General features: G+C 50.3%; 11 protein-coding genes, 1 tRNA gene and 1 pseudogene. 3 read left to right on the top strand and 10 right to left on the bottom strand.

From position 1 onward, the window contains the following. Positions 1-14 precede the first annotated feature (14 nt). Positions 15-190: pseudogene (locus tag J2X14_RS12805) on the top strand (integrase); the annotation flags it as partial. A gap of 130 nt (positions 191-320) precedes the next feature. On the opposite strand, the gene J2X14_RS12800 reads toward J2X14_RS12805, so the two are convergent. The 4 genes from J2X14_RS12800 to proB form a co-directional block, all read right to left on the bottom strand. Then, a complete protein-coding gene (locus tag J2X14_RS12800) occupies positions 321-1,784 on the bottom strand; it encodes a P-loop ATPase, Sll1717 family (protein WP_352411587.1) in 1,464 nt (487 codons plus the stop codon). A gap of 881 nt (positions 1,785-2,665) precedes the next feature. Continuing rightward, positions 2,666-2,741 (bottom strand) — tRNA-Thr (locus tag J2X14_RS12795). 104 nt (positions 2,742-2,845) lie between these two features. Next, positions 2,846-4,099, bottom strand: coding sequence for a glutamate-5-semialdehyde dehydrogenase (gene proA, locus J2X14_RS12790; protein WP_352411586.1), 1,254 nt, complete (start codon positions 4,097-4,099; stop codon positions 2,846-2,848). 10 nt (positions 4,100-4,109) lie between these two features. After that, positions 4,110-5,213: a glutamate 5-kinase gene (gene proB, locus J2X14_RS12785; protein WP_352411585.1), complete on the bottom strand. Its 1,104-nt coding sequence runs from the start codon at positions 5,211-5,213 to the stop codon at positions 4,110-4,112. Between the two features lie 241 nt (positions 5,214-5,454). Between proB and J2X14_RS12780 the strand changes: the two genes are divergently transcribed. Next, on the top strand, positions 5,455-6,573 hold the full coding sequence (locus tag J2X14_RS12780; protein ID WP_352411584.1) for a porin: 1,119 nt from the start codon (positions 5,455-5,457) through the stop codon (positions 6,571-6,573). A gap of 130 nt (positions 6,574-6,703) precedes the next feature. On the opposite strand, the gene crl is transcribed toward J2X14_RS12780, so the two are convergent. From crl to gpt, 3 genes are all read right to left on the bottom strand, one after another. Then, the gene (gene crl / locus J2X14_RS12775) at positions 6,704-7,105 is read right to left on the bottom strand and encodes a sigma factor-binding protein Crl (protein ID WP_352411583.1); all 402 of its coding nucleotides are present in this window, start codon (positions 7,103-7,105) and stop codon (positions 6,704-6,706) included. Positions 7,106-7,165: 60 nt separating this feature from the next. Beyond that, positions 7,166-8,410, bottom strand: a complete 1,245-nt coding sequence (frsA, locus tag J2X14_RS12770) for an esterase FrsA (protein WP_352411582.1) — start codon at positions 8,408-8,410, stop codon at positions 7,166-7,168. A gap of 121 nt (positions 8,411-8,531) precedes the next feature. Continuing rightward, a complete protein-coding gene (gene gpt / locus J2X14_RS12765) occupies positions 8,532-8,990 on the bottom strand; it encodes a xanthine phosphoribosyltransferase (protein ID WP_103058977.1) in 459 nt (152 codons plus the stop codon). 253 nt (positions 8,991-9,243) lie between these two features. On the opposite strand from gpt, the gene pepD reads away from it, so the two are divergent. Next, positions 9,244-10,698 carry a beta-Ala-His dipeptidase gene (gene pepD / locus J2X14_RS12760; protein ID WP_352411581.1) on the top strand — a complete coding sequence of 485 codons (1,455 nt, stop codon included), beginning with the start codon at positions 9,244-9,246 and terminating at the stop codon, positions 10,696-10,698. A 70-nt stretch (positions 10,699-10,768) separates the two neighbouring features. Here the strand turns inward: pepD and J2X14_RS12755 are convergent, their stop codons facing one another. The 3 genes from J2X14_RS12755 to dinB form a co-directional block, all read right to left on the bottom strand. After that, entirely contained in the window at positions 10,769-11,371 is a 603-nt protein-coding gene (locus J2X14_RS12755; RefSeq protein WP_352411580.1) for a hypothetical protein, read from the bottom strand. Between the two features lie 8 nt (positions 11,372-11,379). Next, positions 11,380-12,348 (bottom strand): Ssp4 family T6SS effector, encoded by a 969-nt coding sequence (gene ssp4 / locus J2X14_RS12750; RefSeq protein ID WP_352411579.1) that lies wholly within the window; start codon positions 12,346-12,348, stop codon positions 11,380-11,382. 317 nt (positions 12,349-12,665) lie between these two features. After that, a complete protein-coding gene (dinB, locus tag J2X14_RS12745) occupies positions 12,666-13,721 on the bottom strand; it encodes a DNA polymerase IV (protein ID WP_352411578.1) in 1,056 nt (351 codons plus the stop codon). Between the last annotated feature and the right edge of the window lie 54 nt (positions 13,722-13,775).

Below are 13,775 nucleotides of genomic sequence, written 5' to 3'. Positions count from 1 at the left end.
GGCCATTGCACGGTCCGTTGTCAGCGCGTCAGGAAATGGGCGGGTGGGAAAGCATCGAAATGGCACAACGTTATGCTCATCTGGCATCAGGCCATCTGACCCGGCATACGATGCAAATCGACGCGATTTTGGGAATATTGTCCCAAATCTAATCCATGCGGGTTTTATGGATGGCATTGCAAGTGCGTAAATCTTTGATATCATTAGTGGCGTTAATAGGAAAAGAATAATAACATATTGTAGATAAAGGAAAATAAATATAACAATTTTCATTACGCCCTCATTGATGCCCCCTTTGACAAGGAGGCACCTCGCACAATCTAAAATGCTTTTCCCTGTACTACTTTTAGATAAGGCCTATAAATGAATGGGATCTTGAGTAAAGAATCATTTTTGAAGGAACGCAGGTCAAAAAAACCAATTTCAGCAAGTTGTGTGGCGATCTCAATCGTATCTTTCTCACTTTTTTGCCAAACTGCAGAAATTGAAGGTATATTATGCTCTGCTTTTTGATTTTCTAACAATAAGATACTGTCTTTAAGATCAGGATACTCTGCAAAAATAGTTTGTTCTAGTCTTACCTTCGAAACTTCAAGCGTGGAGTTTTTTATAGCAGCTTTACTAACAATGTTTGGTGGTTCAACTTTGTTATTGCTAATATCTTTCTCCCTTTGCTCTTGCAATAACATCTCATTATAAAAATGTATCAACTCCCTTGGGGCGACCTTACCCAGTCCATCTCGAACGCGACTTAATACCCAATCAAACGTATCTGATTGCCTTTCCCCTACATCAACCTGTTTTGGGAAAAGGGTATAATAAAAATCAATTTGCTTTTGGTGATCAGATTTTATTTCATTAGAATCCACACCATATGCTTCAACAAGTTCTTTATTTTCAAGTACACGCATTACAATTAGGTTCATCAAATTTTTTGATGACCACTCTATAGTATTGGTTCTTGTTATATGACTAGCTTCTCTGAATCCATCATCAGTAATTCGTTTCCAAATATCATCCCTTAAAAATATCTTAAGAAAGATGCAATCAAACTCTTCAAGATCACGATAAACCTTGAATAAAGCTCTTAATGCATTTTTTTCTAAGCTTACACTCTGGTCAAAAGCCACATCTAGCCTATCGCATAATAACCAGAAAGTTAATTTTTCTTCGGTAAGAAAATCATTTAATTGTTCTAATAACTCATCTAATGAAGAATAACCATCTTTCTTCATTTGCCCATCGGGGGTACGGAAAGTTATTTTCCCAGTTACTCCACCTTCTAAAGTTGCCCCGCCCTCAACCGACTGCACATCCGTTAATTTTTTTGCAAACGACTTGGCCATATTAACAAGACGTCTTAATGTGTTTTTTTCTTCTATAAGACCCGCACTAACTAGTTTATCAGCAATTTCTCTAGCGGTGCCACGGCATCGCCCACTTTCAATTAACCAATTGATGATTAGCTGAATAAAATAAACCTTCCATAGCGTAACAAACTCATTTTCAGCAGTAGGTGGTTCATCATTAATATCGGAAAAAACAGTTTTCCCTGTAGGTCTTTCTACAGAAACCAAAATTATATTCCTATCAAAAAACTCTTTATTTCTTTTTAAAAGCAATGTGTAGAGGGCACTTTTACCAGAACCTTTAGCCCCAAAAATAACATCCGATTTCCCACTATAAAGAGAATGCCATTGCTGAGTGCTTATAAAATAATTTGATAGTTTATCTGATTCATTCTCAGCCACTCTATCACCAAAACTGATATTCTCAAGGTCCATTTTCATTCCTTCTGGTTACTGAAATTTTTGCTATAAATTATATTAATTTACTTACAGGATCAATACAGCACTTCAGGATTTAATATCAATTTAATTGATAAAAAAGCTTTCTTAAAGCATCAATTGTTACTTCATTATGAAAGGGAAAACCTACTATCAAACAGATCAAAATCTCACTACACCGCACCCGCCTGCCGATTTCAGATCACAAAAATTTTTCAGTTGGAATTTTATACAACAGCACCGCCAGAGCGCGCCAGACATGAAGATACGCAGCGAAGCAAAACTGAAATGAGTGAAAAAAATTCACTTTTTTTCACTTTTCGTATCGCCGCTGTCGTTATCTGTTTTTAGTAAGCAATTGAATTTAATTGGATAAAAATTTTTAGGTGGTCTTTTTTTGGACCCCCTCGTTAAACGAGGAACCATAACCAACTGAAGTATATTATTTTTAATCTTTTTGAAACTGAAATCGTTTGTAAAAAATCCGGGGATAGATTACTCATTCCTGCCAGACTATTCATCCGCATTTTGCGCGGTCAGAAGCAGCTTTAACGCTTTTTGCCGTTCATCGAATGGTAAACCATTCATCAACTCTTTAACCCTGCCCTAGTTATTCAGCACACTGGAACTGATGGTATGAGAGAAACAAATATTCATTACGAACGTATGCTATAGCTCTTCTCTTTTGACGGCTTCAACCTTACATATATCCAACATCATTGGAGCATACCGGACTGAACAAAACATGCCCCTGCTTGTGTCTCCAATTGCATGTTGATTTCAAATGACAGGGGTTGACCTCAAACGACTGGAATCAGCTTAATTGCTATATTTTGAAAGACTTTATTAATGTGAGTTGATTTGAGGAAACTAGGTGATGGTGCCGATAATAGGAGTCGAACCTACGACCTTCGCATTACGAATGCGCTGCTCTACCAACTGAGCTATATCGGCTTTCAGGAGAGGTGCTACGGGCTGTAACGTTAAAAAAAAGCGGCGCCTGAGTCAAGAGGCGCCGCATCGTATGCTGCTTTTATCGTCAGATAGCGCGGATTACGCTATAAACGTACCGTATCATTGCCGTATGCCACCCATTTGTAGGTGGTTAACGCCTCCAGGCCCATCGGGCCGCGCGCGTGCAGCTTCTGGGTGCTGACCGCCACTTCCGCGCCCAGGCCAAACTGGCCGCCGTCGGTAAAACGGGTGCTGGCGTTCACATACACCGCGGATGAATCCACCTGGTTAACAAAGCGTTCGGCGGTGCGCGTGTCGCGCGTCAAAATGGCATCAGAGTGCTGGGTGCCGTGCTCGCGAATATGTGCGATCGCCTCGTCCATATCCTTCACAATGCGTACATTGAGATCGAGCGACAGCCATTCGTCGTCATACTCGCCCTCTTTCACCGCTTCCACTTCCGCCTGGCCCTGCTGCAACAGCGGCAGCGAACGCGCATCGGCATGCAGCTTCACGCCTTCCTGCGCCATACGCTGGCTGAGCGCAGGCAAAAATGCGTCGGCAATGGCTTCGTTAATCAGCAGCGTCTCCACCGAGTTACAGGCGCTCGGGCGCTGCTTTTTCGCATTCACGATCACCTTCAGCGCCGCGTCCAGCTCATAGCTGACATCAATATAGATATGGCAAACACCAATGCCGCCGGTAATCACCGGAATGGTTGACTGCTCACGGCACAGCTTATGCAATCCTGCGCCACCGCGCGGGATCAGCATATCGACGTAGCGATCCAGCTTCAGCAGCTGATTAACCAGCTCGCGGTCAGGGCTTTCAATCGCCTGCACCGCGCCCGCAGGCAGTCCGTGCTGCTGCAGCGCCGACTGGATAACGCGCACCGTGGCGCCGTTGGTGCGATATGTCTCTTTACCGCCGCGCAGGATCACCGCATTGCCGGTCTTCAGGCACAGCGAAGCGACATCCACCGTCACGTTAGGGCGTGCCTCGTAAATCACGCCTACCACGCCCAGCGGCACGCGGCGGCGCTCAATGCGCAAGCCGCTGTCGAGCCTTCCGCCGTCAATCAACAGCCCCACCGGGTCAGCCAGCCGACAAACCTGACGCACGTCGTCCGCAATCCCCTTCAGGCGCGCCGGGTTCAGCATCAGGCGATCCAGCAGCGCTTCGCTCATACCGTTATCGCGCGCATCCGCCAGGTCCTGCTGATTAGCCGCCAGAATCGCGTCGCTCTGCGCTTCCAGCTGGTCAGCAATGGTCATCAGTACGCGGTTTTTCTCCGTGGTGCTCAGCGTGGCAAGCTGATATGAGGCCGCTTTGGCCGCCTTGCCCATCTCTTCCAGCATTAAAGGCTCCTTAGCTGACAATCATATCGTCGCGGTGCATCGCCACCGGACCGTATTCATAACCCAGGATGTTGGTGATCTCCTGGCTGTGGTGACCGGCAATCATGCGCAGCGCATCGCTGTTGTAGCGCGATACGCCGTGCGCCACATCGCGCCCGAGCAGGCTGCGAATGCGGATAACTTCACCGCGTGAAAAGTTACCGCTCACTTCGCGGATACCTTTTGGCAACAGCGAGCTGCCGCGCTCCAGCACCGCCGACAGTGCGCCGTCGTCGATAATAATCTCTCCGGCTGGCGGCGCGCCGAAGATCCAGCGCTTGCGTGTCTCCAGCGGCGATTGCCCGGCATGGAAACGCGTGCCAACCGGTTTGCCTGCAATGACATCGCCAATCACGCCCGGACGGCTGCCCGCCGCGATAATCACATCAATTCCCGAGCGACAGGCGACATCCGCCGCCTGCAATTTGGTCGCCATGCCGCCGGTGCCCAGGCCGGAAACGCTGTCGCCCGCAATGGTTCGCAGCGCATCGTCGATGCCATGCACGTCGCTGATTAACTCAGCCTGCGGATTATTGCGCGGATCGGCGGTAAACAGCCCTTGCTGGTCGGTTAACAGTAGCAGCTTATCGGCTCCGGCCAGCATAGCCGCCAGCGCCGACAGGTTATCGTTGTCGCCTACTTTGATCTCTGCCGTCGCCACCGCGTCGTTCTCGTTGATCACCGGCACGATGTTGTTATCCAGCAGCGCACGCAGCGTATCGCGCGCGTTAAGGAAGCGCTCACGATCCTCCATATCTGCGCGCGTCAGCAGCATCTGACCGATATTGATGCCATAGATCGAAAACAGCTGTTCCCACAGTTGAATCAAACGGCTCTGCCCCACCGCAGCCAGCAGCTGCTTTGAGGCGATGGTAGGCGGCAGTTCCGGGTAGCCCAGGTGCTCACGTCCGGCAGCCATCGCGCCAGAGGTAACAATCACAATTCGATGGCCCGCCGCGTGCTGCTGTGCGCACTGACGAACTAACTCCACTATATGTGCCCGATTTAACCGACGCGATCCGCCGGTCAGCACGCTGGTTCCCAGCTTGACCACTAAGGTCTGACTGCCGCTCATGATGTCCTGCCGTAGTAAAAATGTCTTTGAAGGGACGTTTTAGCAGGAGTAAGCAAAGATGCCAACCACCGCCGCGGGAAAAGCATGTAAAATCAGCGACAGTCGCGTAGACTAAAAGTTCTGTTTTCACAAGAAAACAGCGAAAGCTTCATAAAACATTCATAAAATAACGGTACAACGTACCCGCAGTTATAAGCGTTTTCAAAACAGCATATTTTTTACTCATTGGGATTAATAACAAATGAAAAAGAGCGCATTGGCACTACTGGTTTCCGCACTGGCACTGAGCACCGCGGCACAGGCAGCAGAAGTGTACAATAAGGACGGCAACAAGCTTGATTTTTATGGCAAATTGAAAGCAATGCGTTACATGAGCGACGCTGACACCAATGCCAACAACAACGCCGACAAATCTTATGTGCGTATTGGTTTTAAAGGTCAGACGCAAATTAATGAACTGATGACCGGTTACGGTCAGTGGGAATATCAATATAACCTGAGCAACTCAGAAGGCGGCGATGCGAACAGCGGTAACAAAACGCGTCTCGGCTTTGCCGGTATCAAAGCGGGTAATTACGGCTCACTGGATTACGGCCGCAACTACGGTCTGATTTATGATGTAGAAGCCATTACCGATATGATGCCTGAATTTGGCGCCACCGGTTATACCTCCGCTGACGTCTATATGCTGACCCGCACCAACGGCGTTGCCACCTATCGCAACAGCAATTTCTTCGGCCTGGTAGATGGCCTGGACTTTGCGCTGCAGTATCAGGGCAAAAACGAAAACTCACCTACGCGTGGTGACGGCGTGTCCAACGGTGACGGCATGGCCGCATCGCTTTCTTATAAAATTATCGATAGCCTGAGCCTGAAGGCTGCGGTCTCTTCTTCTAACCGTACGCTGAACCAGAAAAACAGTATCTACGGCGGCGGCGAGAAAGCAGAAGCCTGGGCAACCGGCCTTAAATATGACGACAACGGCGTTTATCTGGCGGCAACCTACGCGGAAACCCGCAATATGAACCCGATTAGCGGCAGCAACGTTAACGTTAATGGCTCCGTAGAAAATGTTGCTGGCTACGCCAACAAGCTGCAGAACATTGAGTTAGTTGCGCAGTATCAGTTTGATTTCGGCCTGCGTCCGTCACTGGCTTACGTACAGACGAAAGTCAAAGATATGGAAAACGGCCTGGGCGATGCGGACTACATTAAATTTGCTGACGTAGGCGCAACCTACTACTTCAACAAAAACATGTCCGCCTTCGTTGATTACAAAATCAACCTGCTGGACGACGACAACAAGCTGAACCGCAACACCGACGATATCGTTGCGGTGGGCATGACTTACCAGTTCTGATATCCGGCATCACGCGGTCAGCGTTCTGAATACATCTGTATTGCTGCAACAGAACGTTGGCCGCCTGGTGCGGTAATCATGCAAAAAAGGGCAGACGCGATGTCTGCCCTTTTCTGTTCAAAACGGACGATCAGGCGGTTAACTGTACCGGCTGTTCGTTGGCTCCCTCAGCAGGCAACAATCCCAGCTCCAGCTCGGCCAGCGTGGCTTTCAGGCGTTCATGGAAATTGCGCAGCGTACTTTCCAGCTTTTCTTCGTTTTCTTTGCCTTTGATGGCGCATGGCTTCCAGTTGCCATCTTTATCGTGCAGGCCATAGAAATATTGATAGGTAAAGTGATCGGATTGCGCATCCAGCTCCAGCCACCACCCCCAGAACTCGCGGCTTTCCGGCGCAGGCTTAACATTGACGCAAACGGCCAGGCAGTCAAAAAAGAACCGCTCATTTTCGCATTTTTGCTCGCGAATATAGGGACCCAGTGCGGTAAAACGTTTAAGTAACCGGCTTCTTGGATGTCCACTTGGTAACGTCATGGTTTACACCTCCTTAAATGAGCTAACAGTTTTAGCAAACTGAGGCAAAATAGCAACTTATCACTTCAACTGTTGTACCAGCCAGTCACAGAGGGTTTGCAGCGCCCGATCGAAGTTGCCCAGCACCGGCGAGAAGCCGATCGGTAACAGCTTGCCGTTTGCTGATGAGTTAACAATCAATCGCGCATCCTCTTCCGGGCTCCAGGGATCGTTCTGCCAGTAGCCTGCCAGCATCGGCGTCGGCGTGCGGCGTCCCAGCAATCCCTGGGTTTTCAGCGAGTAACGGTTCAGTTCGGTACGCAGCACGTCATCCGTCGCGCGTGGCATGCCCAACCGGCTCGCCAGCACGTCAATATACATATCCGGTACGCGCGCCTGCTGAGCAGAATTGGCCAGCAGCGCATGAACAATCGGCCCCAGGCAAGCCACGCCGCGCAGGCGCTGTGCCTCAAGGTAAGCCAGACGTACCGCGACATTCGCGCCAAAACGATAGCCCAGCATTGCTACGCGCGTATGATCCACCCAGGGCACCGATTCCAGGCCGCGCAGCACCTGCTGATGCAGGAAGCTGGTATCCTGGGTTAGTTTCCATTTAGAGGAAAAGCCCACCGAGGGCATATCAATCGTCAGCATCGCCACGCCGCGTGGCGCCAGATAATCGTGAAACAGACGATAGTGATCGATTTGCAGGCTATCCAGATTACCGCACAGCAGCACCGTGGGATAAGGCGCGCTGACCGCAGGCGGCATATGCAGGAAGCCGGTCACTGCCCCGCCGCCTTCAACGGGAAACTCCAGCTCTTTCAGCTCGCCGGGCAGACGCAGCGTGGCTTCTTCATAGGCGCGGTTGGCCAGCGTTTGCGCCTGCTCGGCCAGCTCATCGCCTTTAATATGCGGCCAGGCGGCCAGGCTATAGAGATTCACCGCATGCAGCCAGTGCTCGCCCGCTTCCGGCGCATCGCCCGCGTCCATCGCCTTCTGCTGCCACAGCGCCGCCTGCTTGCTCCACTCATATATCCAGTTGCCGCCGCGATAGCCGATGACCGTATCCAACAGGTCTTCGCTGGTGCGCTCCGCCGGACTGGCAGCAATGCGCGCCAGCACTTCGCTGATTTCAATCGGCGACAGGCCGCGCCAGCTCCAGAGCAGACGATTAAGCAGGCGATACCAGCCGGTATGGCTTTCACCATCCAGCGTGGATTGAACGGTTGAGGTACGATGATGACGCTGGCGCACCAGCGATGAGGTTTCCGGGTGTTTAAAACGGGGTTTGAATAGCTCTTCGCTGAGATTTTTTGCTGACATGGTATCGCTCTCCTGCCGTCGCGCAATGACGAGACTACAGTGTACTTCACCCGTTACAGAGGCGCGACCAGCAGAAACAACAACGCCCGGACGAACCGGGCGTTGTTTTGATGCAGGTCAATCAGCGATTAACGATAGGCGGAACAAAGGCGACGCCCATATCCCACGGCTGCTCAATCCAGGTATTCTGTGCGATATCAACCACATAATCGTCCACCAGCGGCGCGCCGGCTGGTTTAGCGAAGATGGTGACAAAACGCGCTTTCGGATACATTTCACGGATTGCCTGAGCGGTGCCGCCGGTATCCACCAGGTCATCAATCACGATAAAGCCTTCGCCATCGCCTTCCGCACGCTTCAGCACGTTCATTTCGCGCTGGTGGTCGTGGTCATAGCTGGAGATACAAACGGTATCGACATAGCGGATAGAGAGTTCGCGCGCCAGCAGCGCAGCCGGAACCAGGCCACCGCGGCTTACCGCAATAATGCCTTTCCACTGTTCAACAGGAAGCAGGCGCTGAGCCAGTTTACGGGCATGAATCTGCAACATGTCCCAGGTGACGACGTATTTTTCGCTCATAAAAGGAATCCCGACCAATTGAGTTGGCCTAAAAAATATGCAATGGGAAAAGGTTGCGCGGCATTATAAGGATCTGACGCGTTAAAAACCAGCATCGGATTGCGCGGTTGCCGCATTTTAACGCGCCTGACTGCGCAGCGGGCAACAAAGAATGGTATTCTCAACCCATCACGTCAGATTCGCTGACGGCGATCGCATACTAAAAATTTCGCAACGATGCGCAGCCGCGCACCGATGACACAGGAGACCTGTCGTGTCTGAATTGTCTCAACTCTCTCCACAGCCGCTGTGGGATATCTTCGCCAAAATCTGCTCCATTCCGCATCCTTCTTTCCATGAAGAAGCGCTGGCGCAGCACATTCTCTCCTGGGCAAAGGAAAAAGGCTTCTGGTGCGAACGTGATCAGGTCGGCAATATTTTGATCCGTAAGCCCGCCACGCCGGGCATGGAAAACCGTAAGCCGGTGGCGCTGCAGGCGCACCTGGATATGGTGCCGCAGAAGAATAACGATACGGCGCACGATTTTACTAAAGATCCGATCCAGCCGTGGGTTGATGGCGAATGGGTAAAAGCGCGCGGCACCACGCTGGGCGCGGATAACGGCATCGGTATGGCGTCGGCGCTGGCGGTGCTGGCTGACGAAAGCGTGCAGCACGGCCCGCTGGAAGTGCTGCTGACCATGACGGAAGAGACCGGCATGGATGGCGCGTTTGGCTTACAGCCGAACTGGCTACAGGCTGAGATTCTGATTAATACCGATTCCGAAGAGGAAGGCGAAATCTATATGGGTTGCGCTGGCGGTATCGATTTTACCGCTACGCTGCCGCTGCAACGTGAAGCGGTTCCGGCCGACTATGAGACGCTGCGCCTGACGCTGAAAGGGTTGAAAGGCGGTCACTCCGGCGCAGAGATTCATCTGGGTTTGGGCAACGCCAACAAGCTGCTGGTACGTTTCCTGGCGCTGCACGCACGCGAATACGATCTGCGTCTGATCGATTTTACCGGCGGTACGCTGCGCAACGCGATCCCGCGTGAAGCCTACGCCACTTTCGCCCTGCCTGCGGCAAAAATCGATGCGCTGAAGTCTGCGGCGATGGGGTATCTGGCGACCTTACAGAACGAGCTGGGCCTGATTGAGAAAAACATCACGCTGCAAACCGAGCCGGTAGCTAGCGGCGCGGCGCTAACGGCTGACAGCCGCGATCGGTTTATTGCGCTGCTGAACATCACGCCGAACGGGGTAATCCGTAACTCAGACGTGGCGAAAGGCGTGGTAGAAACCTCGCTGAACGTGGGTGTGGTATCGATGAGCGAACACGAAGCGAAAATCAACAGCCTGATTCGCTCGCTGATCGACAGCGGCAAAGATTACGTGGTAACGATGCTGAGCTCGCTGTGTGAGCTGGCCGGTGCGCAAGGCGCAGCGAAAGGCAGCTACCCAGGCTGGCAGCCGGACGCCAGTTCGCCGGTGATGGCGCTGGTGCGCGAAACCTATCAGCGCCTGTTTAACAAGACGCCAAATATTCAGATCATCCACGCCGGTCTGGAGTGCGGCCTGTTTAAGAAGCCTTACCCGGATATGGATATGGTTTCCATCGGCCCAACCATTACCGGCCCGCACTCGCCAGATGAGCAGGTACATATCGGCAGCGTCGCGCTTTACTGGCAGCTGTTGACCGAGCTGCTGAAGGTGATTCCGGCGAAGTAATTTCGCCTGTAACGCGTTGCCATCCGTAAAAAATAAAGGCCAGAGCGTTCCTGGCCTTTTTTTTCGCGGTTTACTTTATAGCGCGTTGTTTAACGCCGCTGCCATATAATTTTCTGAGCGTTCGGCAATAGAGCGCAAATAACAGGGATGAGTAAAAGCGCTCGGTGCGTATGATAAACAGGCTGAGACCAATAAAGATTAACGCTAATAAAGCGCTAATAATTCCACCCCATGCCGTGAACGCACTGGCTATCCACCTTATAGCCATGCTCAGGAAGTATATAACGGCGCTAAACAGCGTTGCATATGCCAATATCAGATGGAGTTTTACACCGGCTATAAATCCTTTCGACATGATAAATATCGGCATGATGTAAATTACGCTGCAAACCAATGAACTAATAACCAGAAACGCCATAGTCATCGTCGAGGGCAATGCCAGCCACTGCGTTACAGCCTGCCATAGTGAAAATTGCACCATTGCAAAGCTCATAATCATAAAAAAAGCGCTAAACACCAGCGGAAACGCAAAATTAAACATCCCGACAGAATTTTTTATCTCGGCGTTAATTTTTTCCTGCAAAGCTGGCAACTTATCAATCGGCGTTTTTTTAATCTCCAGCTCCAGTGCCCGACAGTGTTGAACGCGCGTCAGGAATATTTTTAATAACATACTATCCCTTAAAAATCAGAAAAAGACTGGAGAGAAGATATGACATATTTAGCGCTAACCCCCATGTTTTGCGGATTTCGTATTGTCCCTGTGGCCCCACTGCCAGCAAAAGTTACTGTGTTATTTACTGCAATTAATAATTCTCTTTGTAGTTGGTGTTGAATAGCTTCTGTGGGGAAACGCTTAGGGTAACGCCCCGCCTCCATTGCTGCTTTCACTCCGGCGTTAGAAATGCCCGGATTTTGTGCACGAATAATGTTTTCAGTGATACGCTTACGTTCAGCACGACTTAGCGTTTGAAACCATTCTAAGACATTACTCGATGACACGGCTTTCATTGCTTTATAGGAATCAATAGTGCCCTTCAGGCCTGCCCCAGCGCCTGCTAAGGAGAGAAGATCCAGCGCAGTAGAAGTAGCAACGTACCAATCCTTGCTATCCAGCCATGCTAATTGCTGATCATAACCATTGGTCATAGCGATTAAACGACCACTACCAATAAAACATTGCGCAGCAGTTGCAGCACTACCCGCTACACCAACTGCTGCAATGATGCCTGCTCCCCCTGCAGTGAAGGGTATTGCGGCTGTTGCAGTAGCTGACAAAAATAGAGTCACTATAAAACCGCCACAAGCAAAAGCTGTAGAGGTAATTTCTGTAATCAGAGAGGGGGATGAAACGGATTTAACTACAGCTCGCCCTGTATTATGCAAATGTGTTGTCTGATCTATCTTAGTTATGACTATATGACTGACAGAACTTTGCGTACTTGTTGCAATACGGCGTGAAGGACGAACTAACCAACATTTATTGCCATCATCGTAAATAATACCGACTTGAAACAAATCTCGATTACAATCCAGATTTTTGGTTAATCCTTTAAAATCAATAAACTGCCCGCCTGAGACTTGGCCAGTCCAACGGCCAAAATCATAACTTAGCATGTTTTTTTCGGATGAGTAGCCAGTGAAACTCATTATTATCCTCTTTCATTCCATGAAAATATTGATTAGCGGCAAATGAATGATAAATTATCCTAAAGCAATAATAAACCATAAAAATAAGCCACAGAACATAGGCTAACCTATTAAATATTACGTTGAGCGTTAAATTCAAAGTAAGAAGGTACACCTGCTAACCAAATTTACTTTTCTAAATGCGTGATAAAGTAATCAGGGGCTGTTAGCAGCAGGAACATAACAGCAGCTACTTTTACATGCAGCACATGTTATGTTTATTCATCGATACATTCTGCATTAAGAAATCAGTTCTGGCGTGAGAAGGCTTAAATGGCCTACAGCCCCAACAGCAGTTGCCGTTCCAGCTGCGGATTAAGCAGCGTCACATGCAGCCCCACCAGCCGGACGCCACGACCGGCGCGGCGCTCTTGCCAGGCCTCTTTCGCAACCGCGATTAAATCCTCTTTATTCAACACCGGCCAGACATGCTCTTGCGTGGTCTGCTGAAAATCACTGAACTTCAGCTTAACGCCCTGGCGCGCAATATGGCGATCCGGCTTGATTTTCGTTAACCGCCGCTCCAGCTCCTCATAGAGAAAATCAATAATCTCCAGACACTGCTCCCAGTGATGTATATCTTCCGACAGTGTACGCTCCACGCCGAGCGACTTACGCTCACGATCGGTAATCACTTCCCGCTCATCAATACCGTGGCTACGCTCCCAAATTACCCGGCCAAATTTGCCAAAGCGCTTCAGCAGCATCGCCAGATCGCTGTTCTGCACATCGGCGCAGCTGCGCAGCCCTAAATCTTCCAGCTTCTTTGCCGTCACCTTGCCTACGCCCGGAATTTTCGCCAGCGGCAGCGACAGCAAAAACTGCGGCACCTCTTCCGGGGTGATCACATACTGGCCGTTCGGCTTATTTAAATCAGAGGCAATTTTGGCAAGGAACTTAATGGGCGCGATGCCCGCCGATGCAGTAAGGTCCAGTTCACGAGCGATGGTCTGGCGAATGTCACGCGCCATCAGCGTTGCTGAGCCGTGACAATGCGGGCTATCGCTGACATCCAGATAGGCTTCATCCAGCGACAGCGGCTCAATACGCGCGGTATAGCGTGAAAAGATTTCGCGAATATGCGCGGAGGCCTCTTTATAAGCATCAAAGCGACCCGGCAGCAGCGTTAAGTGCGGACAGAGTTTCAAGGCCATTGCGGTGGACATCGCGCTGCGTACGCCATATTTGCGCGCCGGATAGTTCGCGGTGCTGATCACGCCGCGCTGCATACGATTGCCGCCAATAGCCAACGGGATATCACGCAGGCTGGGGTTATCACGCATTTCCACCGCCGCGTAAAAGCAGTCCATATCGACATGAATGATTTTGCGCATAACCCCCTCCGTCAGCACTGGATAAGTATACAGCCAACCTGTGCGGATTCAATG

Source organism: Mixta sp. BE291, from assembly GCF_031457955.1.
Classification (GTDB): Bacteria; Pseudomonadota; Gammaproteobacteria; order Enterobacterales; family Enterobacteriaceae; genus Mixta.
Note: the sequence above shows the minus strand (reverse complement) of the source record. Positions and strands in the feature narration are given on the sequence as shown.

What these genes read in the sequence shown, in the direction of transcription:
- proB (WP_352411585.1), bottom strand. Translation starts at nt 5,213, where the DNA reads ATGAGCGGCAGTCAGACCTTAGTGGTCAAGCTGGGAACCAGCGTGCTG.
- frsA (WP_352411582.1), bottom strand. Translation starts at nt 8,410, where the DNA reads ATGTCAGCAAAAAATCTCAGCGAAGAGCTATTCAAACCCCGTTTTAAA.
- gpt (WP_103058977.1), bottom strand. Translation starts at nt 8,990, where the DNA reads ATGAGCGAAAAATACGTCGTCACCTGGGACATGTTGCAGATTCATGCC.
- ssp4 (WP_352411579.1), bottom strand. Translation starts at nt 12,348, where the DNA reads ATGAGTTTCACTGGCTACTCATCCGAAAAAAACATGCTAAGTTATGAT.
- dinB (WP_352411578.1), bottom strand. Translation starts at nt 13,721, where the DNA reads ATGCGCAAAATCATTCATGTCGATATGGACTGCTTTTACGCGGCGGTG.
- J2X14_RS12800 (WP_352411587.1), bottom strand. Translation starts at nt 1,784, where the DNA reads ATGGACCTTGAGAATATCAGTTTTGGTGATAGAGTGGCTGAGAATGAA.
- proA (WP_352411586.1), bottom strand. Translation starts at nt 4,099, where the DNA reads ATGCTGGAAGAGATGGGCAAGGCGGCCAAAGCGGCCTCATATCAGCTT.
- J2X14_RS12780 (WP_352411584.1), top strand. Translation starts at nt 5,455, where the DNA reads ATGAAAAAGAGCGCATTGGCACTACTGGTTTCCGCACTGGCACTGAGC.
- J2X14_RS12755 (WP_352411580.1), bottom strand. Translation starts at nt 11,371, where the DNA reads ATGTTATTAAAAATATTCCTGACGCGCGTTCAACACTGTCGGGCACTG.
- crl (WP_352411583.1), bottom strand. Translation starts at nt 7,105, where the DNA reads ATGACGTTACCAAGTGGACATCCAAGAAGCCGGTTACTTAAACGTTTT.